A 21,584-nucleotide genomic window follows, 5' to 3' on the forward strand; every position below is an offset into this window, starting at 1 on the left:
TACTCAGGCGACAGCCTGGCTGACTTTAGGCATGGCGAGGTTCAACGCCTGTTGTTCATTCGCCTGTTCATGAAGTAATTCACCGGCGATTTCGCCTTCGCGCATCACTACAATGCGGTCAGCAACGCCAAGCACCTCAGGCAGATCGCTGGAGGCGAACAGCACCGCCACGCCGCGTTTTGCCAGTTCATATATCACGTTGTAAATCTCGTGTTTTGCGCCCACATCGATACCGCGCGTCGGCTCGTCCAGCAAAATGACCTTCATGTCCTCCGACAGCCAGCGGCCTAAAATGGCCTTCTGCTGGTTTCCTCCTGACAGATTCATAATCAGCTGTTCCGGTCCCGGCGTTTTGATATTCAGCGAGCGAATATGATGGTCGGCGTTGCTCGACTCCCAGCCGTCGTTAATCAGGCAACCCGCGCGGATAAATTTACGCCGGGCGGAAATGTTGATGTTGTCGCGCACCGAATGCACCGGAATGATCCCCTCCGCCTTGCGGTCTTCCGGGCAGAGCATCATCCCGGCCCTGATTGCGTGGGCGGGTTTCTGGATATCCACCTGCTCGCCGTCAATGAAGACCTGCCCTGCGGTAATGCGTGTACCGCCGAACAGCCCTTTCATCAGCTCGCTGCGCCCCGCCCCAACAAGGCCAAACAGACCGACGATCTCACCGCTGCGTACGGATAACGAAACCGGCGTTCGCACGCCCGGCGCTTTAACGTTGTCCAGACGCAGGCGCTCGGGGCCGTACTCGCGCGGTTTCCAGTGATAGATATCGCCCAGATCGCGCCCGACCATCGCCTGAACAAGCTGATCATGGTTAACCTGCTGCATATCGGTAAAGGTGCGCACATAGCGCCCATCCTTAAATACGGTGATGGCATCGCTCAGGGCAAATATCTCCTCCATGCGGTGCGAGACGTACAAAATGGTGCGCCCTTCCTGGCGCAGCTCGCGGATCACGCGGAACAGGTTTTCGATTTCACGCGCGGAAAGCGAACTGGTGGGTTCATCAAAGGCAATAACCCTGGCGTTACGCGCCAGCGCCTTGGCAATTTCAACCATCTGCCACTGGCCGATGGAGAGGTATTTCAGCGGGGTCTGGGGGTCGACGTCCAGACCAAGATGCTTAAGCTGCAGCCCCGCTTCATAATTAAGTAGCGAACGATTCACCACGCCGCTTTTGTGCGGAAGCTGGCCTAAATAGATGTTTTCGGCCACGGTCATCTCAGGGATGAGGTGCAGTTCCTGATAGATAATGGCGACACCGGCGTTGAGCGCCGCCGTGGTATCGGCAAAGGCCACCTCTTCACCGCGAATGGCCAGCGTGCCGGTTGTTGGCGCGTAGTTGCCGCTGAGGATTTTTAGCAGCGTGGATTTCCCCGCTCCGTTTTCCCCCATCAGGGCATGAACCTGGCCGGCATAGCAGTCGAAGCTGATATCGGTCAGCGCGTTAACACCGGGAAACGTTTTCCCGATGCCGCGAAAAGAGAGATACGGATTAGACTGTTGCATAACGACTCCGTGATTCCTGTAGTGTGTACGTCTGGCCCCTTACGGCGAGTAAGGGGCACAATCACAGCGTATTACTTACCGCCCAGTCCCTTTTTCGCCAGTTCCTCTTTGAAGTTGTCGCGGGTAATCAGCACCACGTCGGTCACTTCGGTGAATTTCGGCGGTTCAGCCCCTTTGGTGACCCAGTTGTAGAGCATTTCGCTGGATTTGTAGCCGTGAACGTCCGGGCTTGGCAGCAGAGAGCCGTAGAAGCCGGTGGCCTGCGCTTTGGACAGCTCGCTCACCGCATCCACGCCGTTGATGCCGATCCCGATAACGTCAGGCGCCTTGAAGCCTTGACCTTCCGTCGCGCGCACGCCGCCCAGCACGGTGTTGTCGTTCATGCCGACCACCAGCCAGTGCTTCACTTCCGGGTGCTGGACCAGCATAGAGTTCGCCGCGTCAAAGGCGCCCGGGATGTCGTTAGATTTGGTTGGCACTTTATAGATCTGTTTTTCAGGGAAGCCGGCCGCTTTCAGCGCGTCCATTGATCCGGTCGTACGACGACGCGCCGTGTCCAGCTCGTCTGCGGTGATGGCCATGACGGCGGTCTCTTTCACATCCCAGCCGCGTTTCTGCATCTCTTTATAAAGCTCCTGCCCCTGACGTTCACCGATTTTGGTCGCCGCCATCATGACCAGCGGAACGCTGTCCATCGGTTTGCCTTTGGCGTTAACGAACTGATCGTCAACCGCAATAACCTTCATGTCGTAACCGCGGGCTTTCGCCGCAATTGCCGAACCGAGCTTTGGATCCGGCGTGCAGATCACAAAACCTTTCGCGCCGCTGGCCGCCAGGCTGTCGATGGCGTTCAGGGTTTTTTCACCATCCGGCACGGCGATTTTAATCACTTCAAAACCTAAATCTTTTCCGGCTTTATCAGCGAATTTCCATTCGGTCTGGAACCAGGGTTCTTCCGGCTGTTTTACCAAAAAACCGAGTTTTAAATTCTCAGCGATAGCGGATTGTGACATAACGGCAGCCAGACCGATGGCCGCCAGCGCTTTAGTAAATTTGTGCATGGTAAACTCCAGCTTTAGCATTCTTTTCTGTAGGGAAGATTTGCGTGCTTCTTATTTAATCGGACTTAAAACAAGGCATTAGCGCTTACCTCGTCATAAGCGTTATTGCTGGTGATAGTTTTAGCGGGAAATTAATCATCCATAAGAGAGCCCCATCACACCGCAGAATTACAGTAATTGCGTACATAAATTCAGCGAAAAATGACATAAAAAAGGCAGGAATTGTCTGACAAATGAAAGCAGGGTAAGCAGAATTATCCATAAGATTAGCTAAGAAATCCCTGATGCCTTACGGCGGATGTCGCTGCAGCTCTCCCCTGACGAGGATCCATGCTTTTTATCAAAAAAAAGAACGCGTCATGAAAAGGCGTTATTCCGTTAAAATTGACTTAGCGCAAATTCAGCAACGCATCATATATTTGAAATGAATAATCTGTATTTATTTTTCTTACAGAGCATTATTCCGACTAAATGTTCACGAAAGTAAATCAGTATCCCTCGAAAGACACTTAACCTTTAATATCAAGAGGTTAATAAAATCCCCTTTGATGACTATATATTTGTATTTTTGTACTATATTAAACTTTGTAATGTATGGTAAACACAGCCTAATTAAGAGTTTTCTTAATCATAAGACAAAGGTATGCTTATTTATATCGAACACAGGAAGTGAATTTTCGATCGATTTTAGTCACTGCAAAAATTGCAATTCTGTTTTTCTTCGTATTTGCCTGGCTGTCAGGTTAAGCAGCGGACATCACGTCCCACAGTCTATAAGGATATGAGTATGGCTACCCAAACGATGATGCAAAAACTTAACGCGCAGATGAACCTTGAGTTCTACGCCTCGAACCTGCACCTTCACTTAAGTGCATGGTGTTCTGAAAAAAGTTTCACGGGCTCTGCCACGTTCTTTCGTTCACAGGCACAAAGCAACGTCACCCATATGATGCGCGTCTTTAACTTCCTGAAGGCCGCGGGGGCTAACCCGGTTGTTAAAGCCCTTGATGGGATCAACGAAAATTACTCTTCTCTGGAAGAACTGTTCCAGAAAACGCTGGAAGAACATGAGCAGCGCTGTACGACGCTCAACAAGCTGGCCGATGAAGCCAGAGCACAGCATGACATCATCACTCTTAAATTTTTACGCGATATGGATAAAGAACAGCAGCAGGACGGTATGCTGCTGAAAACGCTGGCGGATGAGATCCACAGTGCGCGCCAGGCCGGTTTACGCCCCGAGCAAGCCGACCGCCACCTGCTCGATCTTGTGACGGTGCAGCACCACTAAGCGTTTAACCTGCCTTTGCCCTGGTTCAGGGAGGCAGGTTCCTTCTTATCTCCCCAACCCTCTGCTTTTGCTGAAATTTAACAAATCAGATCTCGCTCTCAATGATTAACCCTACAAAATGTAATGATTTATTTAATTACATAATCATTGACGAGGGAAAAGCATGATCACCATTGAGTTTGTTGTCATTCTCCTCTGCCTGCTGACGGGAACACGTTTCGGCGGCATGGGGCTTGGGTTAATCAGCGGTATTGGCCTTTTTATTTTGTGTTTTGTCTTTGGGCTCCAGCCCGGCAAGCCTCCGGTTGACGTCATGTTAACCATTCTCGCGGTGATAGGCTGTGCCGCTACCCTGCAGACCGCGGGTGGCCTCAACGTCATGATGCAGTTTGCTGAACGCCTGCTGCGCAAACACCCGCAGCACATCACGCTTCTCGCCCCTTTTACCACCTGGATGCTGACCTTTCTGTGCGGCACTGGGCACGTGGTCTACACCATGTTCCCCATCATTGCGGATATCGCCCTGAAAAAAGGGATCCGCCCGGAACGCCCAATGGCGGTGGCATCGGTGGCATCCCAGATGGCGATCACCGCGTCTCCGGTTTCCGTCGCCGTTGTGTCGCTGGTCTCCATCCTGGCCGCACAGCATGGGATTGGGCACGCGTGGGGGATCCTGGAAATCCTCGCCGTATCGGTTCCCGCTTCGCTTTTCGGCGTCGCGATCGCGGCCCTGTGGAGTTTACGTCGGGGGAAAGATTTAGCTGACGACGGGGAGTTTCAGGAGAAACTGAAAGACCCCAAACAGCGCGAGTTTATCTATGGCGGCACGGAGACGTTAATGAACCAGCGTTTTCCGAAGCAGGCCTACTGGTCGACATGGATTTTCTTTGCCGGCATTGCGGTGGTAGTCCTGCTCGGGGCTTTCCCCGAACTGCGCCCGGCCTTCGAGCTGAAAGGTAAAATGACGGCCCTGTCGATGAACCTCGTCATTCAGATGATGATGCTCATCGCCGGTGCCGTGATGCTGATGGCCTGCAAGGTCAATGCCTCAGCCATCTCAAACGGTGCGGTATTCAAGGCCGGTATGGTGGCGATCTTCTCGGTGTTCGGGGTGGCGTGGATGAGCGATACCTTTTTCCAGGCGCATCTCGATGAGTTAAAGCTGGCGCTGGAAGGGGTGGTGAAAAGCCATCCGTGGACGTATGCCATCGTGCTTTTCCTGGTGTCGAAGCTGGTAAACAGCCAGGCGGCGGCCCTGACGGCCGTGGCGCCGATGGGATTGATGTTGGGCATCGATCCAAAAATGCTGATCGCCTTCTTCCCGGCGTCCTACGGCTATTTTGTTCTGCCGACCTACCCGAGTGATTTAGCCTGCATCGGCTTTGACCGCTCGGGAACAACCCGCATCGGCAAATTCATCATTAACCACAGCTTTATTCTGCCGGGGCTAATTGGCGTGAGCTGCGCCTGCGCGGCGAGCTACCTGCTGGTCCAGACCTTCTTTTAACGTTTTCAACGGGCGACACGCGCGGTCGCCCGTTCGCGTTTTAATGAGACTCGCCCTGCGGCGTAAAGCGCAGTTCAATCAGCGCGATGGCTTTCTGGATCGCGCGAAGCGTCACCGGGTCGGCAGCCGCGGGATGGCTGGCAAAATCGATGTTTTTCAGCTGCGTGGACATCTTCTCGCGCACTTCAACCGGTGCAATAACGTCCAGAACATCAAGAATTTGCTTGATAACCAGCTGACAGGCGACAACGTCAGAGACCAGTTCCTGATCGGCGCTCAGGTTTTGTGACATGGGGGTTTCTCCTTATTCAAAGGCCGCCATAGTATCAAAACGTGGCCCGTGACATCTGCCCTTCATTGCCGCAGGACACAAAAAAACCCGCCGAAGCAGGTTTTTTTTATCAGAACATGGCGCCAGGCGGCACGTCTTTAAAAGTGCGGCAGTAATTGGCCCACATACTTTTCAGGATTTTGCGCAGTTTCATTGTGATGCTCCATTAACTTGTTATACAACTTTATAGTCAATGTGCCTATAATATGACCATCGTCACAAAAATCAATATTTTTGTGACGCATATCACAATTTAAACTGCGCAGTGCGCATTAACCCACGATACCGCGAACAAAATCCTCGATCACCTTATCCTGGCAATTTTCAAAGAAGCACTGCTGGAAACGCGGGCCGGAAACAGCGGTCTTCACCAGCTCAGGATCGATGGCGCGCAGCGAGTCAAGATAGTTATCTTTTACCACGGCCGCTTTTACCTGGTTCAGAATACCGGCATTACGCACCTGCGGCTCTTTACGCTCTGGAGGATAACCCTCCCCTTTTCGGCCGGTAAACGCCTTTTCAAAGATAAAGCGAACGTTTAGCTCCGCTCCCCAGCCAAACCCTTTGGCAAAAGGCAGCGAGAGCGCATTGCCGTTATTGATTTGCGCGAAAAGAAACGCGTCTGCGGGATCGATGCAGTAGCCGCAAATCACGCCAGGGTGGATGTTTAACGACATCAGCGCCCCCTGCCCGGTGCCGCAGCCGGTGACCACAAAATCCACCGCTTTCGCATTCAGCAAAATGCTCGCCATAATGCCCAGGTGGATGTAGGTCAGGTGATGATCGTTTTCGTCGCTCATACCCACGTTGTAAACCGGGAACCCTTTTTCATCGGCTACCGTTTTCAGCTCTTTTAATATGACTGGGTTTTTAGCCGCCTGGCTGTTTTCCATCATCAGTGCAATTTTCATCTTGTCTCTCCAGAATGCGCTGCGGGCGCTCCCCGCCATGGATACCTGTTCCCGTTCATTCTGGCATCAAATAAACAGACTTTCAAAGTAAATGAAATGGAGTTTTAAAAATCAAATGCACGCTCACAATTTTGTGAAGGGGAGGATCTACGCCGTCCGTTGCAAAGAGTGAGGGTAGATCGTCCGGCTATTCCTGGCATTGCAGCGGGCATCTGCGGGTACGATAACGTATTTCCATCCACTCAGAGCGAACCATGAAAAGAGCCATCGTAGCCGCTACAGTCCTGCTGCTCGCGGGATGCAGCGTTAATCGCCAGGCGGAAATCAGCAGCCTCGACGCGCCGAACGGCATTGTCCGCCTCGACTATGGCCAGGCCGTGCTGCAAAACGCCTGGTCCGATGAATATGTTAATAACGGTACCGCGGTAAAAGCCTGTCAGAACATGGGCTATGCCACCGCCTCTGCCTACGGGCAGCCGGTCAAAACCTGTACACTGACAAGCGGCTCTTTGTGCCTGAACGAGAGCGTTACTATCCAGTATAAGTGCATGGGGTATGCCGTTAACCCTAAGGCAAATAATCCCTGGTATTAATCAAAGCTGCCAGCGTTTGCTGGCGCTTTATTTAACTAAGAACAAAAATAATTCGCATTAATAAAAATAAATATCGCCAATGCGTTTTATTCCCATTCGTATTTTAAACGAACAAATATTTAATTTTACGTTTTGCAAATAATTAAATAACAAATTATAGTGTCGCTCATTATGAACCCGTAATAATAATCCGGAGCGCCACCATGCTGAAAACTGAAATGATCGACAAGCTCAATGCACAAATGAACCTTGAGCTCTATTCATCCCTTCTCTACCAGCAGATGAGCGCCTGGTGCAGCTATCACAGCTTTGAAGGTGCGGCCGCGTTTCTGCGTCGTCACGCCCAGGAAGAGATGACCCACATGCAGCGCCTGTTTGATTATCTGACCGATACGGGCAGCCTGCCGCGCATTGAGAACGTGGCCTCGCCTTTTGCTGAATATAATTCTCTCGACGAACTGTTCCGCGCCACCTACGAGCACGAACAGCTGATCACCCAGAAAATTAACGAACTGGTTCATGCGGCAATGATCGGCCAGGATTATCCAACCTTTAATTTCCTGCAGTGGTACGTTGCGGAACAACACGAAGAAGAGAAGCTGTTTAAATCCGTGCTGGATAAATTATCCCTGGTGGGTAAATCCGGCGAAGGACTTTACTTTATTGATAAAGAACTGTCGACTCTCGATACGCAGAATTAATATCAGCGCGGTGCCGGTTTCCGGCGCCGCGTTAATTTACCTTTCCCCTGCATTAAAACACGCATTTTATTCCCCGTACGCCTTATTTACGTCACGCCTGACCGTCGCCCCATTCAGGATGGGCAGTAGCGCAATACGTAAACCTTTCATTACACGCCTTGTAACGGTGGTTTGACGAATTACCGCTTTTGCCTTACTCTGCGCCGCAGATTTTGTTGCGGTTAAGCGTCGTTGTAGAGGAAAGCGTGAAGAACAGAACCCTGGGAAGTATTTTTATCGTCGCCGGAACGACGATTGGCGCAGGAATGCTGGCAATGCCTCTGGCTGCCGCGGGAGTGGGATTTGGGATGACCCTGCTGCTGCTTGGCACGCTCTGGGCATTAATGTGCTATACCGCACTGCTGCTGCTTGAGGTTTACCAGCATGTGCCCGCCGATACCGGGCTGGGTTCGCTGGCGGCGCGCTACCTGGGACGCTACGGCCAGTGGATCACCGGCTTTAGCATGATGTTCCTGATGTACGCCCTCACGGCCGCGTATATCAGCGGTGCCGGGGAGCTAATCGCCTCCAGCGTCAACGACTGGTTTGGCTCTGACATTACCCCTGCAACGGGTGCTATCTTCTTTGCGCTTATTGGCGGCGGCGTGGTCTGCGTGGGCACATCGCTGGTCGATCTCTTTAACCGTTTTCTGTTCAGCGCCAAAATTCTGTTTCTGGTTGTCATGCTGGCGCTGCTGGCACCGCACGTGCACAAGGTGAACCTGCTGACGCTGCCGCTGGAGCAAGGGCTGGCGCTTTCCGCCATTCCGGTCATTTTCACCTCGTTTGGCTTCCACGGCAGCGTGCCGAGCATCGTCAGCTATATGAACGGCGATGTCCGCAAGCTGCGTCGTGTGTTTGTTATCGGCAGCGCCATTCCGCTGATCGCCTACATTTTCTGGCAGCTGGTGACGCTGGGTAGCATTGACTCTTCAACCTTCGTCGGGCTGATGGCGCAGCACGCTGGCCTGAACGGTTTTCTGTTGTCGCTACGCGAGGTGGTCACCTCGCCGCACGTGGAGCTGGCGGTTCACCTGTTTGCCGACCTGGCGCTCGCGACCTCGTTCCTGGGCGTAGCGCTCGGCCTGTTCGATTACCTGGCCGACCTGTTCCAGCGTCGCAATACTGCCGCCGGACGGTTACAGACCGGAGCCATTACCTTCCTGCCGCCGCTGGCGTTTGCGCTGTTTTACCCTCGCGGGTTTGTGATGGCGCTGGGCTACGCGGGGGTGGCGCTCTCTGTCCTGGCCCTGCTGCTCCCTTCCCTGCTGGCGTGGAAAAGCCGTCAGCAACATCCTCAGCAAGGATATCGCGTCGCGGGGGGAAAACCGCTGCTGTGCGTTGTGTTTGGCTGCGGGGTAATGATTATTCTGGTGCAGGTGTTGATTGCAGCCGGGATGCTGCCGGAAGTGGGTTAATGATAAAAGGGGCTATCATCAGCCCCTTTTTTTATCAGTGCAGGCAGCAGCTCTTAAACTTCTTCCCGCTGCCGCAAGGACACGGATCGTTACGCCCCACTTTCGTGCCGTTCACGACAGGCTTCTTCGCTTCCGGCTGCTGCGGGTTCTCCACCCAGTAGTTGTATAAACGCAGGGCCGCAGGCTGGATGCTCTCGATGCTGGCGATATACTCCTCTTCGGACAGTTCATCCAGCTTCTCGCTGTTCTCTTCCGTTCCGTGCAGGGCAATCACGTCGAGATCGGCCTTCAGGGCTTCCGGCAAGGCTGACCAGTCCGTCAGCGCCACGCCGCGCATGTAGCCATAGCACCACTCTTCGACAACGGTGTAACTCTCACCGTCAACGTCGTTATAGCCGAACAGCGGCTCAAACTGATCCGGGTATTCACTCAGGCGCTCCGCAATATCGTTCATATGCTTAAAGCAGAGATCGATAAAACGGTTCATCTCGCGATCGTTTTTCCAGCGCGGGATGTACTTCTCCCCGCCCCACACCGCCACCAGCCAGGCTTCTGGCTCAACGACAACAGGGCCGGAAAGCACTGCAGTAAGCATGCCGTCCAGTTCGGACACGTCAATCACGGACGCATCGTCATGACCGTAAGACATTAGTGTCTCTTCCAGCCACGCCATTTCGCTTTCATTTAATGGACCTTCCGTCATCGCGGACACTCCTGATAAAAAAGGAAAGGATCCTACCACAGATCGCACGTCTGCCCTGGCTGAAGTTTAGGTCTTTATTGCTGCAAAAGTGTGCAAATCGTGACCATTGCACAACTTATGGGCTTTATTGTTAACGATGTGTGATCTCCGCTGTAAATTCTTCTCCTGGCGCAGGGCGGGATAACGCGGCGCTCTATACTCAAACATGTCATAACCCCGTCAAGGGGTTAACCATTCTGGCAACGTTTTTGCTTGCTGTTCTTCGCGCGACGCTGCGCATGGAAACCTCGCCGTATCACGCAGGATGCCGTTCGTTTAGTGCATTTTGTTCTTGCTCGTGTTTTTGGATTGGCTGCGCCCTGGGCGTTCAGGCTTACGCCGTGGTGCAAAAACCTCTTTGCTAAGGAACATAATAATGTCGCTGAAATTTATCAAAACGCCTGTTTCTCTTGTGCTGGCCGGTTGTCTGGTAACGGCATTTTCCGCCCGGGCAGATATCGTGATCGGTGTCGCCGGACCGTTCACGGGCCCTAATGCCACCTACGGCGATCAGTACTGGCACGGCGCAACGCAGGCCGCCGAAGACATTAACGCCGCAGGCGGTATTAACGGTGAGAAGATCAAACTGGTTCAGGGGGATGATGCCTGCGAGCCTAAGCAGGCGGTGGCCGTCGCCAACCGCTTAGTCGACCAGGATAAGGTCAACGCCGTGGTCGGCCATTTCTGCTCCTCTTCCACCATGCCCGCCTCCGAGGTGTATAGCGACGCGGGCATCATCGCGATTACTCCCGGCTCAACTAACCCGCAGATCACCGAACGCGGCATGAGCGACATGTTCCGCATGTGCGGCCGCGACGACCAGCAGGGTCAGGTCGCCAGCGACTTCATTATCGACAAGCTAAAAGCCAAACGCGTGGTCATCATTCACGATAAAGACACCTATGGACAAGGGCTGGCAGACGCCACCAAAGCGGCGCTGGCGAAGCGCGGGGTGAAGGATGTGATGTATGAAGGTTTATCCCGCGGTGAAAAAGACTTTAACGCGCTGGTGACGAAGATCGGCGCGCAAAAACCGGACGTGGTGTTCTTCGGCGGCTGTCACCCGGAAGCTGGCCCGCTGGTTCGCCAGATGCGTGAACAGGGGGTGCAGGCGAAATTCTTCTCCGGCGACTGCATTGTCAACGAAGAGATGGTGACGGCAGCGGGCGGCCCGCAATATACCAACGGCATTTACATGACCTTTGGTAAAGATCCGCGCCTGATCCCGGACGGTAAAGCGGTTATCGACAAATTCCGCGCCGGTAAATTCGAGCCGGAAGGTTATACCCTCTACTCCTATGCCTCCGTACAGGCTATTGCCGCAGCCTTCAAGGCCACCGGCGGCAAGGATTCCGCGAAAGCCAGCGAGTGGCTGAAAGCCAATTCCGTCGACACGGTGATGGGCAAAAAAGCCTGGGACAGCAAAGGCGACCTGAAAGTGTCTGACTACGTGGTTTACCAGTGGGACGACAAGGGAAAATATAAGGAAGTGCAGTAACGGGACGGAATCACGCTCAACGTCGGCGGGCTTGCCCGTCGGCGCGTAATAAACATCAGGCTGCGCGCCTCGCGCAGCCTATAAAACGAGCGCGCTAAGATGAGTACATTCTTCCTGCAGCAGTTAGTCAATGGCTTAACGCTGGGCTCCGTCTACGGCCTGATCGCCATCGGCTACACCATGGTGTACGGCATTATCGGGATGATCAATTTCGCCCACGGCGAAGTGTATATGATTTCCGCCTATCTCTGCGCCATTGGTCTGGCGCTGCTCTCTTTCTTCGGGCTTGAATCCTTCCCCCTGCTGATTCTGGGTACGCTGGTGTTCACCATCGCGGTAACTGGCGTGTACGGCTGGACTATCGAGCGTATCGCCTACAGGCCGCTGAGGAACTCCACGCGCCTGGCGCCGCTTATCTCCGCCATCGGGATGTCGCTTATCCTGCAAAACTACGCCCAACTGAGCCAGGGCCCGCGCCAGCAAGGGGTGCCGACCATGCTCGACGGCGTGATTCGCCTGCATCTTGGCGACGGGTTCGTGCAGATAACCTACACCAAAGTGTTTATTCTGCTCGCCTCGTTTGCCGGCATGCTGGTGCTTACGTGGATAATCAACCATACCCGGCTGGGGCGGATGTGCCGCGCGGTACAGCAGGATCGCAAGATGGCCTCTATTCTGGGGATCAACACCGACCGGATTATCTCCCTGGTCTTTGTTATCGGCGCGGCGATGGCCGGCCTGGCGGGCGTGCTCATCACCATGAATTACGGCACCTTTGATTTCTACGTCGGGTTTGTGATTGGCATTAAGGCCTTTACGGCGGCAGTGCTCGGCGGTATCGGTTCCTTGCCCGGCGCCATGCTCGGTGGCCTTATCTTGGGCGTCGCGGAAGCCCAGTTCTCGGGCATGGTGAACTCGGACTATAAAGATGTCTTCTCGTTTGGCCTGCTGGTCATGATCCTGATTTTCCGGCCCCAGGGTCTGCTCGGGCGTCCGGTTGTGGCCAAAGTGTGAGGAAGAGAATGATGACATCGCACGGTTTTTCTCTAAAGCGCTGCGTTCTGGACGCGATTTTTTCCGGGCTGATTGCCCTGATTATCTTCGGCCCGATTGCTGGCGTGGTGCTGGACGGGTACAGCTTTAACTTTGCCGGACAACGGCTGGCCTGGATGGTCGGCATTGTAATGCTGGGGCGTTTTCTCTTGAGCGCTTTTTTGGGTACTGCCGTGGGCGCTCGTTTCCAGGCGCGCTTCGAAGCCGATAGCGCGGGCGTCTATGTTAGGCCTCCGGACTACAAAAGTCGCATGCGCTGGATTATTCCTCTGGTGATTGCGCTTGCGGTTTGCTTCCCGTTTGTCGCCACCAAGTATGTACTGACCGTCGCCATTCTCGGGCTGATCTACGTGCTTCTCGGTCTGGGGCTGAACATCGTCGTGGGGCTGGCCGGCCTGCTGGACCTGGGGTACGTCGCCTTCTACGCGATTGGCGCGTACGGTCTGGCGCTGGGATACCAGTATCTGGGGTTAGGCTTCTGGAGCATGCTGCCGCTGGCGGCAATCATGGCCGCCGCCGCCGGTGCCCTGCTCGGTTTCCCGGTACTGCGCATGCACGGCGACTATCTGGCGATCGTCACCCTCGGGTTCGGGGAGATCATTCGCCTGATCCTGAACAACTGGCTGACCTTCACGGGGGGGCCAAACGGCGTGTCAGCCCCTCCCCCCACCTTTTTCGGCCTGGAATTTGGACGACGCGCGAAAGAAGGCGGCGTGCCTTTTCACGAGTTTTTCCACCTGACCTACAACCCGAACATGAAGTTTATCTTTATCTATACCGTACTGTTTCTGGTGGTGATGCTGGTGCTCTACGTCAAACACCGCCTGACGCGGATGCCGATTGGCCGGGCGTGGGAAGCCCTGCGAGAAGACGAAATTGCCTGCCGCTCGATGGGGTTGAATCACGTCCTGGTGAAGCTCTCAGCCTTTACGCTGGGCGCGTCGACCGCGGGGATTGCCGGGGTGTTCTTCGCAACCTATCAGGGGTTTGTGAATCCGACCTCCTTTACCTTCTTTGAATCCGCGCTGATCCTCGCCATCGTGGTGCTGGGCGGCATGGGCTCGACCCTTGGCGTGGTGCTGGCCGCCTTTGTGCTTACGGTAACGCCGGAGCTGCTGCGCAGTTTTGCGGAGTACCGCGTCCTGCTGTTTGGCATGCTAATGGTGGTGATGATGATCTGGCGTCCACGCGGCCTGATCCGCATTAACCGCAGCGGGTTTGCCGTGCGTAAGGGCGTGGCGCCATGAACGGGACGATATTGCGCGTGGAACATCTGATGATGCACTTCGGTGGGATTAAGGCGCTTAACGACGTTAATCTGGACGTGCAGCGCGGCTCCATTACCGCCCTTATCGGGCCAAACGGAGCGGGAAAAACAACCGTGTTTAACTGCCTGACGGGTTTCTATAAGGCCTCCGGCGGCAATATTTTATTTTCTACCCGCACTAAAACGACCAACGTTATTCAGGTCCTCGGACAAAAATTCCAGCCGGGCGACTGGATTAACCCCGCGCAGTTCGGGCAGCGCCTGTTCTACAAAATGTTTGGCGGAACGCACCTGGTGAACCGCGCCGGGCTGGCGCGCACCTTTCAGAACATCCGCCTTTTTCGCGAGATGTCTGTCGTGGAAAATCTTCTGGTGGCCCAGCATATGCGGGTTAACCGCAATCTTCTCGCCGGGATCTTAAACACGCCGGCATATCGGCGGGCGGAAAGCGATGCCCTGGACAGGGCCTTCTACTGGCTGGAGGTGGTGGACCTGGTGGAGTGCGCCAATCGCCTGGCGGGAGAGATGTCGTACGGGCAGCAGCGGCGTCTGGAGATCGCGCGGGCAATGTGTACCGGGCCCGAGATGATCTGTCTGGATGAGCCCGCCGCCGGGCTTAACCCGGTCGAAACGCATAAGCTGAGCAGCATTATTCGTTTCCTGCGCGATCGTCATGACATCACGGTCTTACTGATTGAACATGATATGGGGATGGTGATGGAGATTTCGGACGACATTATCGTGCTCGACCACGGCGATGTTATTGCCAGAGGGAAACCCGAACAGATTCAGCATGATGAAAAGGTGATTGCTGCCTACCTGGGTACGGACGAAAGCGAGGTGTCCCTATGACAGAACCGCTGCTGGCATTTCGCGAGGTGGATGTGTTCTACGGTGCCATTCAGGCGCTGAAGCAGGTCTCCCTGGAGGTCAATAAAGGTGAGACCGTGGCGCTGATTGGCGCGAACGGCGCGGGTAAATCCACATTGCTGATGTCTATCTTTGGCCAGCCGCGCATCCGGAGCGGGCACATTCTGTTCAATGGTGACGACATCAGCCATCAATCCACCCACTACGTCGCCTCCGGCGGCATTGCGCAGGCGCCTGAAGGCCGGCGTGTCTTCCCGGATATGACCGTCGAAGAGAACCTGCTGATGGGAACCATCCCCATCGGCAACCGGTTTGCGGCTGAAGATATGCAAACCATGTTCGACCTGTTCCCTCGCCTCAAGGAGAGGCGCAAGCAGCGCGCGATGACCATGTCCGGCGGGGAGCAGCAGATGCTGGCGATCGCCCGGGCGCTGATGAGCCGTCCCAGGCTGCTGTTGCTGGATGAACCGAGCCTGGGCTTAGCGCCGATAGTTGTGAAACAGATCTTCCAGACGCTGCGCGAGCTGGCCCGCAACGGCATGACCATTTTTCTGGTGGAGCAGAATGCGCACCATGCGTTGAAGCTTTCCGACCGCGGATATGTGATGGTTAACGGGCAGATCCGGCTGAGCGGCAGCGGCGAGGAGCTGCTGGGAAATCAGGAGGTGAGGAAGGCGTATTTGGGCGGATATTAAAACGCCCGCGATAGCGGGCATAAAGATGCCGTATGGATTAACCAAACACCATTATCCAAACAGATAGTGGTTTAATTTCGCTCACCCTTATTTACAAAAAACTGCAACTTACAGGCGTAATGTTTCCCTTGTTAACCATTAAGTCTATAAGGGATTAAATTATGTGGAGTGCCCATAAAACCAGCGTATGCAATATACAGGCATGACTAACATGAAAAAAATAATTCTTGCTGCCCTGCTTCTGCCCACTCTCGTATCAGCTGCACAGAAGCTACCCCCTGAGGCATCCGCCGCCCTTCAGTTTAATAAGTGGTACATCTCGCAGATTCTTAGCGGGAAAGAGCCAATAAAACACTATGAAGCGCTGAGCCGATACGTTACCAGCGAAACAATCAGTAAACTCAAAGCCATGGATAAGCTGGATCCGGAAGAATATGACGTGCCTGACGTCGATATGTTCATAAAGGCCCAGGGATATGATGATGACTGGGGCATCGTCAGTGCGCGGGCATTAGATTACGATGCCGCATGCATGCAGGTGTATATATCATTCGGCAAAAAGCGGGATCACACCGTGATTGACTGCATGGTCAAAGAAAATGGCGCATGGAAAGTTCAGTCCGTGGCAAGCGTGAATATTTCTGACAACCTGAGCGCAGAATGATATCGGCGATATGACAGGGGTACAGATGCAATGCATCTTCGCGAATCCCTGTCGTATCGCCGACAAATACACCTTCGCTCTGAATAACTGAATAACTGAATAACTGAATAACTGAATAACTGAATAACTGAATAACTGAATAACTGAATAACTGAATAACTGAATAATAACAATGATGCAAGAAAGTGGATTTCAGGCACAAAAAAACCACCTTTCGGTGGTTTCACGACACTGCTTATTGCTTTGATTATTCTTTGTTTCCCATGGTACCCGGAGTGGGACTTGAACCCACACAGCGCGAACGCCGAGGGATTTTAAATCCCTTGTGTCTACCGATTCCACCATCCGGGCTCGGGAAGAAAGTGGAGGCGCGTTCCGGAGTCGAACCGGACTAGACGGATTTGCAATCCGCTACATAACCGCTTTGCTAACGCGCCGTAAAACTTTTCTAACTGACACCCGCTATTGCGCATGTCTTTAATCTGGAGCGGGAAACGAGACTCGAACTCGCGACCCCGACCTTGGCAAGGTCGTGCTCTACCAACTGAGCTATTCCCGCATGTTATCAAGTTAACTGCTAACCACTTGATTTCATTATCGTCCGGCTTGCTGTGCCGCCGTTCGATGCGTTGCATTCTACTGATATGACGTGATGAGTCAACGTTATTTTTTGCTTGTCTGGATTGTTTGCTGAAAATTACGGCGAAACGATCACTGATCAAGCAAATCCCCGCGCGCAGCGTTCAAATATTGCAGCATTGACCACAGCGTCAGCACTGCCGCCACCCACAGGAGGCCAATCCCCGCCCACTCAACCCAGGCGTTCGGACGCCAGAGCATCCAGACCAGCGCCGCCATCTGCGCCGTCGTTTTCACTTTACCAATCCAGGATACCGCCACGCTGCTGCGTTTCCCCAGCTCCGCCATCCACTCACGCAGCGCAGAGATGATGATCTCACGGCCAATCATAGTTGCGGCGGGCAGCGTCACCCACCAGGTATGATAGTGCTCAGCCACCAGCACCATCGCGATCGCGACCATCACTTTATCCGCTACCGGATCGAGAAAGGCGCCGAAACGGGTGCTCTGGTTCCAGCGGCGCGCCAGATAGCCATCAAACCAGTCAGTTACCGCTGCGATAAGGAAGATCAATGCGCAGGCGAACGGTGCCCAGACGACCGGCAGGTAAAACGCCAGCACAAAGAACGGAATGAGTACAACACGAAAGAGAGTGAGCAACGTAGGGATATTATATTGCATAGTGACGGTAACTATTTGTTGTCAGTAAAATTTAGCTCTATGTTGCTACAGAGCCCTCAATGTTTCAACGAGTAGTAGATCTTTTCTGCCAGCCCTTGCGAAATACCCGGCACTTTTGCAATTTCCTCCATACTGGCGTTGAGTAATCCTTGCAATCCGCCCATATACTTCAGCAGCATCTGGCGGCGTTTTGGCCCAACGCCCTCAATAGTCTCAAGCGTGCTCGTGTTTTTGACCTTCGCCCGTTTTTTGCGGTGGCCGCTGATGGCGTGATCGTGTGATTCATCGCGAATATGCTGAATGACGTGCAGCGCCGGGGAGTCTGGCGGCAGGCTGAAGCCCTCACCTTCCGGCTCAAAAAACAGCGTTTCCAGACCGGCCTTTCGATCGGCCCCTTTTGCCACGCCTAACAGCAGCGGATGGTTTTTGTCCCACTCAACGTCGAGCGACTCGAATACCGCTTTCGCCTGACCTAGCTGCCCTTTCCCACCGTCGATAAGAATCACGTCCGGGATCTTGCTCTCTTCAATCGCTTTACCGTAGCGACGGCGCAGCACCTGATTCATGGCAGCATAGTCATCACCCGGCGTGATGCCGGTGATGTTATAGCGGCGATACTCGGCGCGCAGCGGGCCGTTGGCGTCAAATACCACGCAGGACGCCACCGTCTGCTCACCCATCGTATGGCTGATATCGAAACATTCCATTCGCTTCACTTCCGGCAACTTCAGGAGCGTCGCCAGCGCGGTTAAACGCTGGCTCACCGTCGATTGCTGGGACAGTTTAGTGGTGAGCGCCGTCGCCGCGTTGGTCCGCGCCAGCTTCAGATAGCGTGCACGGTCGCCGCGCGGTTTGGTTTGAACATTGACCCGGCGCCCCGCCAGTTCAGAGAGCGAATCGGCCAGCAGGGTTTTATCATCGAGGCTAAAATCGAGCAGGATCTCCGAGGGCAGCGTACGCATCTGGCTGCCCTGAAGATAAAACTGGCCAACAAAGGTCTCCACCACTTCACCCAGCTCAGTGCCGCCAGGCACCTTCGGGAAATAGCTGCGGCTGCCGAGCACTTTGCCCTGGCGAATAAACAGCACATGCACGCAGGCCATGCCGGCGTCGAAGGCCACGCCAATAACGTCGAGATCGTCGCCGGTATTTGAGACAAACTGTTTCTCAGTGACTCTGCGCACCGCCTGGATCTGGTCGCGGATCCGCGCAGCCTCTTCGAACTCAAGCGCGGCGCTGGCTTTTTCCATTCTGCCGATCAACTGGGTTAAAACCTGATCGTCTTTGCCAGCTAAGAACAGACGTACATACTCTACCTGCTGCGCATACTCGTCTTCACTGACCAGCCCGGCAACACAGGGGCCAAGGCAACGCCCAATCTGGTACTGTAAACACGGGCGCGAGCGGTTGCGGTAGACGCTGTTTTCACACTGGCGGATCGGGAAGATTTTTTGCAGCAGCGCCAGCGTCTCCCGCACGGCATAGCCATTCGGGAAGGGGCCGAAATATTCCCCTTTCGCGTGTTTTGCGCCGCGGTGCATCGCCAGGCGCGGATGGGTGTCACCACTCAGAAAGATAAACGGATAGGATTTGTCGTCCCGCAGCAGCACGTTATAGCGCGGCTGGTAGAGCTTAATATAGTTGTGCTCAAGCAGCAGCGCTTCCGTCTCGGTATGCGTCACGGTGACATCAATATTCTGAATGAGTGAGACCAGCGCTTCGGTCTTACGGGAGGCAAGGTTGCTGCGGAAATAGCTGGAAAGACGTTTTTTAAGATCTTTGGCCTTCCCCACATAGATAACCGTACCGCCAGCGTCATACATCCGATAGACGCCTGGCTGGCTGGTTACGGTTTTCAGAAATGCTTTTGAATCGAATACATCACTCACTGACTTAACAACGTCTCCGCGTTACATAAACCGTGCCGGATGGCCAGATGAGTCAGTTCAACATCACCATGAATGTTCAGTTTACTGAACATACGATAACGATAGCTGTTGACCGTTTTCGGGCTGAGATTCAGCTGCTCTGAGATCTCATTCACCTTCTGACCCTTGGTGATCATCAGCATAATCTGCAATTCACGCTCAGACAAACTGGCAAACGGTGATTCCGTTTTCTCGGGTTCGATCTGGCTCAGCGCCATCTGCTGCGCAATGTCGGAGGCAATGTAACGCTGCCCGGCAAATACAGAACGGATAGCATTGACGACCTCCTGCGGTGCTGCGCCTTTGCTCAGGTAACCAGCTGCCCCCGCCTGCATCACCTTCGCGGGAAGCGGGTTTTCAGTATGCACGGTCAGCATGATGACTTTTGTATCAACAAAGGTACGCGCGATTTTGCGTGTTGCCTCAAGGCCACCGATACCGGGCATATTCATATCCATCAGCACCACATCGGCCGAGTTTGCGCGGCACCATTTTACGGCATCTTCCCCACAGCACGCCTCACCGGCAACTTTAATACCTTTAATATCTTCAAGAATGCGTCGTATCCCTGCGCGCACCAGTTCGTGGTCATCAACAAGAAGGACGTTGATCAAAGGAAATGTCTCCAGAATAGGGATAACGCTACTGAGTGATAATTTGGCTTATATTAACGGTTTTCATCACAAGATTAAAACGTTAAAAAATCGGCTATTCGATTTTGCTCTCGTTTTTGGAAATTAGCCTGTACAGTCCCTGGAAAGAGAGCCCTTGCCATCAGAGCTTTTGCGGCTTTTTTTAAGCATCTGTATTCAAAAAGTTACAAAAAGCTTGCACGCTTTCCTCGCGGAAAAACTGTTCTCAAATTTTTGTAACAATAATTAACGGCAGGTAAACCAGGCGCAAACAATTAATAGTCATACCAAAGCATCAGTTTACCGGCTGGCTCTGTTTACGCAAATAAACACTGGCGTAAAAGTACGAAAAACAACCGCTGCATTTTTTGCTGCAGCTTGTGGTATACTCCGCCGCCTTGACTTTCGTCGTCGCGCTTTAGCGCCGTTTAATAATGAGGAAAATAAATGAGCACACCTGAATTTGCCACTGCGGAGAATAACCAGGAACTGGCACAGGAAGTAAACTGCCTGAAAGCGCTGCTAACGCTGATGCTGCAGGCGATGGGCCAGGCTGATGCTGGTCGTGTGATCATTAAAATGGAAAAACAAATCGCGCAGATGGAAGACCAGGCGGAATCGGCCGTATTTGCTAACACCGTTAAGCAAATCAAACAAGCGTACCGCCAGTAACAAAAAACGGCTGGATGCAGTGCATTCAGCCGTCCACTCGTCTGTCACGCAGAACGTACTCTCTAATCAGATCAGTCCCGTAGCCGCCGCATAACAGGCAATCTGCGTCTTGTTTGGCGCATTAAATTTTTTCTGCATATTCTTCTGATGGAAGTTAACCGTATTCTCTGAAATAGAGAGAATGATCGCTATTTCCGCCGACGTCTTCCCTTCCGCGGTCCATTTCAGAATTTCTCGTTCGCGTTTGCTGAATTTCATCTCAGGCGGCATAACCATCTTATCTTCAAAACGCAGCAGCGCGGTTAATGCCATTTGCACCAGCATCTGCAGCCGCAGCTCTATTTCCTCGCCGGCAAACGGTCCTTCCTGCGCGCGAGTACGGGAAACAGAGAGGAAGCCGAGCGCATGATTAGGCAGCATCAGACACTGCGTTATTCCCGAACGTAGACCGAAGTCCTGCGCCCTATGCCATAATTCCTGAGCATCCGCGAATAATTCGTCCGTCCAGGGTAAATGCCCCTGAATGAAATTCTCCGGCTTTAGCACCGGATCGATGGTGAAATAGTTCTCTGATTGATATTGCGCCAGCCACTGTTGCGGATAAGTGGCATGCACAGCAATTTTAGGCCGCGTAAACGGCACCGGATGGCGCACACAGAGTGAGTAATAATCGAATTCCAGCGCCTGAGTTTGTCGCTGAAGTTCATGATATACCTCGGCGGCACAGGTCAATTCCTGAAACCGCAGGGAGCAATCCCGTCGCCAGGTGAAAAAGTCTGAATCCTTCATACTTACTAAAAGAAGCCTCTGAAAAGATAATCATTATTATGGTGAATATAACCTAACACATAAAACTTATTTCTAACTACAAAATATCGGCACTAGCACAATTAACTGTGCTATGGATAAGGATTATTCTGTTCGGGTGGAATA

Annotated in this window: 22 protein-coding genes and 3 tRNA genes; 12 read left to right on the forward strand and 13 right to left on the reverse strand. The window is 53.4% G+C overall.

Going from position 1 to position 21,584, the window contains the following annotated elements:
* Window positions 1–3: 3 nt before the first annotated feature.
* Together araG and araF are read right to left on the reverse strand one after the other, a co-directional pair.
* On the reverse strand, window positions 4–1,518 hold the full coding sequence (gene araG / locus INF73_RS15280; RefSeq protein WP_193540524.1) for an L-arabinose ABC transporter ATP-binding protein AraG: 1,515 nt from the start codon (window positions 1,516–1,518) through the stop codon (window positions 4–6).
* Window positions 1,519–1,589: 71 nt separating this feature from the next.
* A complete protein-coding gene (araF, locus tag INF73_RS15285; RefSeq protein ID WP_008500409.1) occupies window positions 1,590–2,579 on the reverse strand; it encodes an arabinose ABC transporter substrate-binding protein AraF in 990 nt (329 codons plus the stop codon).
* A gap of 787 nt (window positions 2,580–3,366) precedes the next feature.
* On the opposite strand from araF, the gene INF73_RS15290 reads away from it, so the two are divergent.
* Together INF73_RS15290 and INF73_RS15295 are read left to right on the forward strand one after the other, a co-directional pair.
* Window positions 3,367–3,870 carry a non-heme ferritin-like protein gene (locus tag INF73_RS15290; protein ID WP_193540522.1) on the forward strand — a complete coding sequence of 168 codons (504 nt, stop codon included), beginning with the start codon at window positions 3,367–3,369 and terminating at the stop codon, window positions 3,868–3,870.
* Between the two features lie 163 nt (window positions 3,871–4,033).
* Window positions 4,034–5,377, forward strand: coding sequence for an anaerobic C4-dicarboxylate transporter (locus tag INF73_RS15295; protein ID WP_028013661.1), 1,344 nt, complete (start codon window positions 4,034–4,036; stop codon window positions 5,375–5,377).
* A gap of 40 nt (window positions 5,378–5,417) precedes the next feature.
* Here INF73_RS15295 and INF73_RS15300 read toward each other — a convergent pair whose 3' ends face one another.
* The 3 genes from INF73_RS15300 to INF73_RS15310 all read right to left on the reverse strand — a co-directional run bounded on the left by INF73_RS15300 (window position 5,418) and on the right by INF73_RS15310 (window position 6,619).
* Window positions 5,418–5,669 (reverse strand): DUF2766 family protein, encoded by a 252-nt coding sequence (locus INF73_RS15300; RefSeq protein ID WP_008500405.1) that lies wholly within the window; start codon window positions 5,667–5,669, stop codon window positions 5,418–5,420.
* Between the two features lie 109 nt (window positions 5,670–5,778).
* Window positions 5,779–5,862, reverse strand: a complete 84-nt coding sequence (azuC, locus tag INF73_RS15305; protein WP_014884364.1) for a stress response protein AzuC — start codon at window positions 5,860–5,862, stop codon at window positions 5,779–5,781.
* 118 nt (window positions 5,863–5,980) lie between these two features.
* On the reverse strand, window positions 5,981–6,619 hold the full coding sequence (locus INF73_RS15310) for an RpiB/LacA/LacB family sugar-phosphate isomerase (RefSeq protein ID WP_193540520.1): 639 nt from the start codon (window positions 6,617–6,619) through the stop codon (window positions 5,981–5,983).
* A 254-nt stretch (window positions 6,620–6,873) separates the two neighbouring features.
* Between INF73_RS15310 and yecR the strand changes: the two genes are divergently transcribed.
* The 3 genes from yecR (at window position 6,874) to tyrP (ending at window position 9,370) form a co-directional block, all read left to right on the forward strand.
* Window positions 6,874–7,212: a YecR family lipoprotein gene (gene yecR, locus INF73_RS15315; protein ID WP_059358221.1), complete on the forward strand. Its 339-nt coding sequence runs from the start codon at window positions 6,874–6,876 to the stop codon at window positions 7,210–7,212.
* Between the two features lie 203 nt (window positions 7,213–7,415).
* Entirely contained in the window at window positions 7,416–7,913 is a 498-nt protein-coding gene (gene ftnA / locus INF73_RS15320; RefSeq protein ID WP_028013664.1) for a non-heme ferritin, read from the forward strand.
* 245 nt (window positions 7,914–8,158) lie between these two features.
* Entirely contained in the window at window positions 8,159–9,370 is a 1,212-nt protein-coding gene (gene tyrP / locus INF73_RS15325) for a tyrosine transporter TyrP (RefSeq protein WP_041909407.1), read from the forward strand.
* 34 nt (window positions 9,371–9,404) lie between these two features.
* On the opposite strand, the gene INF73_RS15330 is transcribed toward tyrP, so the two are convergent.
* The gene (locus tag INF73_RS15330) at window positions 9,405–10,073 is read right to left on the reverse strand and encodes a YecA family protein (RefSeq protein WP_193540519.1); all 669 of its coding nucleotides are present in this window, start codon (window positions 10,071–10,073) and stop codon (window positions 9,405–9,407) included.
* A 415-nt stretch (window positions 10,074–10,488) separates the two neighbouring features.
* On the opposite strand from INF73_RS15330, the gene INF73_RS15335 reads away from it, so the two are divergent.
* The 6 genes from INF73_RS15335 to INF73_RS15360 all read left to right on the forward strand — a co-directional run bounded on the left by INF73_RS15335 (window position 10,489) and on the right by INF73_RS15360 (window position 16,159).
* Complete coding sequence (locus INF73_RS15335; protein WP_028013667.1) at window positions 10,489–11,610, forward strand: branched-chain amino acid ABC transporter substrate-binding protein; 1,122 nt, start codon at window positions 10,489–10,491, stop codon at window positions 11,608–11,610.
* A 99-nt stretch (window positions 11,611–11,709) separates the two neighbouring features.
* Window positions 11,710–12,624 (forward strand): branched-chain amino acid ABC transporter permease, encoded by a 915-nt coding sequence (locus tag INF73_RS15340; protein WP_028013668.1) that lies wholly within the window; start codon window positions 11,710–11,712, stop codon window positions 12,622–12,624.
* Window positions 12,625–12,635: 11 nt separating this feature from the next.
* A complete protein-coding gene (gene livM, locus INF73_RS15345; RefSeq protein ID WP_193540588.1) occupies window positions 12,636–13,910 on the forward strand; it encodes a high-affinity branched-chain amino acid ABC transporter permease LivM in 1,275 nt (424 codons plus the stop codon).
* Window positions 13,907–14,782: an ATP-binding cassette domain-containing protein gene (locus INF73_RS15350; RefSeq protein WP_048956507.1), complete on the forward strand. Its 876-nt coding sequence runs from the start codon at window positions 13,907–13,909 to the stop codon at window positions 14,780–14,782. Before livM ends, INF73_RS15350 begins: the two co-directional genes overlap by 4 nt.
* Window positions 14,779–15,495 carry an ABC transporter ATP-binding protein gene (locus tag INF73_RS15355; RefSeq protein ID WP_193540517.1) on the forward strand — a complete coding sequence of 239 codons (717 nt, stop codon included), beginning with the start codon at window positions 14,779–14,781 and terminating at the stop codon, window positions 15,493–15,495. The genes INF73_RS15350 and INF73_RS15355 overlap by 4 nt, the downstream gene beginning before the upstream one ends.
* Window positions 15,496–15,706: 211 nt before the next feature.
* Window positions 15,707–16,159, forward strand: coding sequence for a DUF3828 domain-containing protein (locus INF73_RS15360; protein WP_193540515.1), 453 nt, complete (start codon window positions 15,707–15,709; stop codon window positions 16,157–16,159).
* A 264-nt stretch (window positions 16,160–16,423) separates the two neighbouring features.
* On the opposite strand, the gene INF73_RS15365 is transcribed toward INF73_RS15360, so the two are convergent.
* The 6 genes from INF73_RS15365 to uvrY all read right to left on the reverse strand — a co-directional run bounded on the left by INF73_RS15365 (window position 16,424) and on the right by uvrY (window position 19,961).
* Window positions 16,424–16,510: transfer RNA gene (locus tag INF73_RS15365), tRNA-Leu, on the reverse strand.
* Between the two features lie 12 nt (window positions 16,511–16,522).
* Window positions 16,523–16,596, reverse strand: a tRNA-Cys gene (locus INF73_RS15370).
* 46 nt (window positions 16,597–16,642) lie between these two features.
* Window positions 16,643–16,718: transfer RNA gene (locus INF73_RS15375), tRNA-Gly, on the reverse strand.
* A 152-nt stretch (window positions 16,719–16,870) separates the two neighbouring features.
* Window positions 16,871–17,419: a CDP-diacylglycerol--glycerol-3-phosphate 3-phosphatidyltransferase gene (gene pgsA / locus INF73_RS15380; protein ID WP_008500348.1), complete on the reverse strand. Its 549-nt coding sequence runs from the start codon at window positions 17,417–17,419 to the stop codon at window positions 16,871–16,873.
* Window positions 17,420–17,475: 56 nt separating this feature from the next.
* Window positions 17,476–19,308, reverse strand: coding sequence for an excinuclease ABC subunit UvrC (uvrC, locus tag INF73_RS15385; protein WP_069733040.1), 1,833 nt, complete (start codon window positions 19,306–19,308; stop codon window positions 17,476–17,478).
* The gene (uvrY, locus tag INF73_RS15390) at window positions 19,305–19,961 is read right to left on the reverse strand and encodes a UvrY/SirA/GacA family response regulator transcription factor (RefSeq protein ID WP_045260341.1); all 657 of its coding nucleotides are present in this window, start codon (window positions 19,959–19,961) and stop codon (window positions 19,305–19,307) included. The genes uvrC and uvrY overlap by 4 nt, the downstream gene beginning before the upstream one ends.
* Before the next feature lie 465 nt (window positions 19,962–20,426).
* Here uvrY and INF73_RS15395 point away from each other — a divergent pair, with 465 nt between their 5' ends.
* Window positions 20,427–20,651 carry a DUF2594 family protein gene (locus tag INF73_RS15395; RefSeq protein ID WP_014832453.1) on the forward strand — a complete coding sequence of 75 codons (225 nt, stop codon included), beginning with the start codon at window positions 20,427–20,429 and terminating at the stop codon, window positions 20,649–20,651.
* 66 nt (window positions 20,652–20,717) lie between these two features.
* Here the strand turns inward: INF73_RS15395 and sdiA are convergent, their stop codons facing one another.
* Window positions 20,718–21,440, reverse strand: a complete 723-nt coding sequence (sdiA, locus tag INF73_RS15400) for a transcriptional regulator SdiA (protein ID WP_028013675.1) — start codon at window positions 21,438–21,440, stop codon at window positions 20,718–20,720.
* Between the last annotated feature and the right edge of the window lie 144 nt (window positions 21,441–21,584).

It is taken from the genome of Enterobacter cloacae complex sp. P6RS (assembly GCF_014982245.1).
Lineage (GTDB): Bacteria > Pseudomonadota > Gammaproteobacteria > Enterobacterales > Enterobacteriaceae > Enterobacter > Enterobacter bugandensis.

Bases quoted from the DNA above. Each gene is read 5' to 3' on its own strand.
- araG (WP_193540524.1), bottom strand. From the start codon at position 1,518: ATGCAACAGTCTAATCCGTATCTCTCTTTTCGCGGCATCGGGAAAACG.
- araF (WP_008500409.1), bottom strand. From the start codon at position 2,579: ATGCACAAATTTACTAAAGCGCTGGCGGCCATCGGTCTGGCTGCCGTT.
- INF73_RS15290 (WP_193540522.1), top strand. From the start codon at position 3,367: ATGGCTACCCAAACGATGATGCAAAAACTTAACGCGCAGATGAACCTT.
- INF73_RS15295 (WP_028013661.1), top strand. From the start codon at position 4,034: ATGATCACCATTGAGTTTGTTGTCATTCTCCTCTGCCTGCTGACGGGA.
- INF73_RS15300 (WP_008500405.1), bottom strand. From the start codon at position 5,669: ATGTCACAAAACCTGAGCGCCGATCAGGAACTGGTCTCTGACGTTGTC.
- azuC (WP_014884364.1), bottom strand. From the start codon at position 5,862: ATGAAACTGCGCAAAATCCTGAAAAGTATGTGGGCCAATTACTGCCGC.
- INF73_RS15310 (WP_193540520.1), bottom strand. From the start codon at position 6,619: ATGAAAATTGCACTGATGATGGAAAACAGCCAGGCGGCTAAAAACCCA.
- yecR (WP_059358221.1), top strand. From the start codon at position 6,874: ATGAAAAGAGCCATCGTAGCCGCTACAGTCCTGCTGCTCGCGGGATGC.
- ftnA (WP_028013664.1), top strand. From the start codon at position 7,416: ATGCTGAAAACTGAAATGATCGACAAGCTCAATGCACAAATGAACCTT.
- INF73_RS15330 (WP_193540519.1), bottom strand. From the start codon at position 10,073: ATGACGGAAGGTCCATTAAATGAAAGCGAAATGGCGTGGCTGGAAGAG.
- INF73_RS15335 (WP_028013667.1), top strand. From the start codon at position 10,489: ATGTCGCTGAAATTTATCAAAACGCCTGTTTCTCTTGTGCTGGCCGGT.
- INF73_RS15340 (WP_028013668.1), top strand. From the start codon at position 11,710: ATGAGTACATTCTTCCTGCAGCAGTTAGTCAATGGCTTAACGCTGGGC.
- livM (WP_193540588.1), top strand. From the start codon at position 12,636: ATGACATCGCACGGTTTTTCTCTAAAGCGCTGCGTTCTGGACGCGATT.
- INF73_RS15350 (WP_048956507.1), top strand. From the start codon at position 13,907: ATGAACGGGACGATATTGCGCGTGGAACATCTGATGATGCACTTCGGT.
- INF73_RS15355 (WP_193540517.1), top strand. From the start codon at position 14,779: ATGACAGAACCGCTGCTGGCATTTCGCGAGGTGGATGTGTTCTACGGT.
- INF73_RS15360 (WP_193540515.1), top strand. From the start codon at position 15,707: ATGAAAAAAATAATTCTTGCTGCCCTGCTTCTGCCCACTCTCGTATCA.
- pgsA (WP_008500348.1), bottom strand. From the start codon at position 17,419: ATGCAATATAATATCCCTACGTTGCTCACTCTCTTTCGTGTTGTACTC.
- INF73_RS15395 (WP_014832453.1), top strand. From the start codon at position 20,427: ATGAGCACACCTGAATTTGCCACTGCGGAGAATAACCAGGAACTGGCA.
- sdiA (WP_028013675.1), bottom strand. From the start codon at position 21,440: ATGAAGGATTCAGACTTTTTCACCTGGCGACGGGATTGCTCCCTGCGG.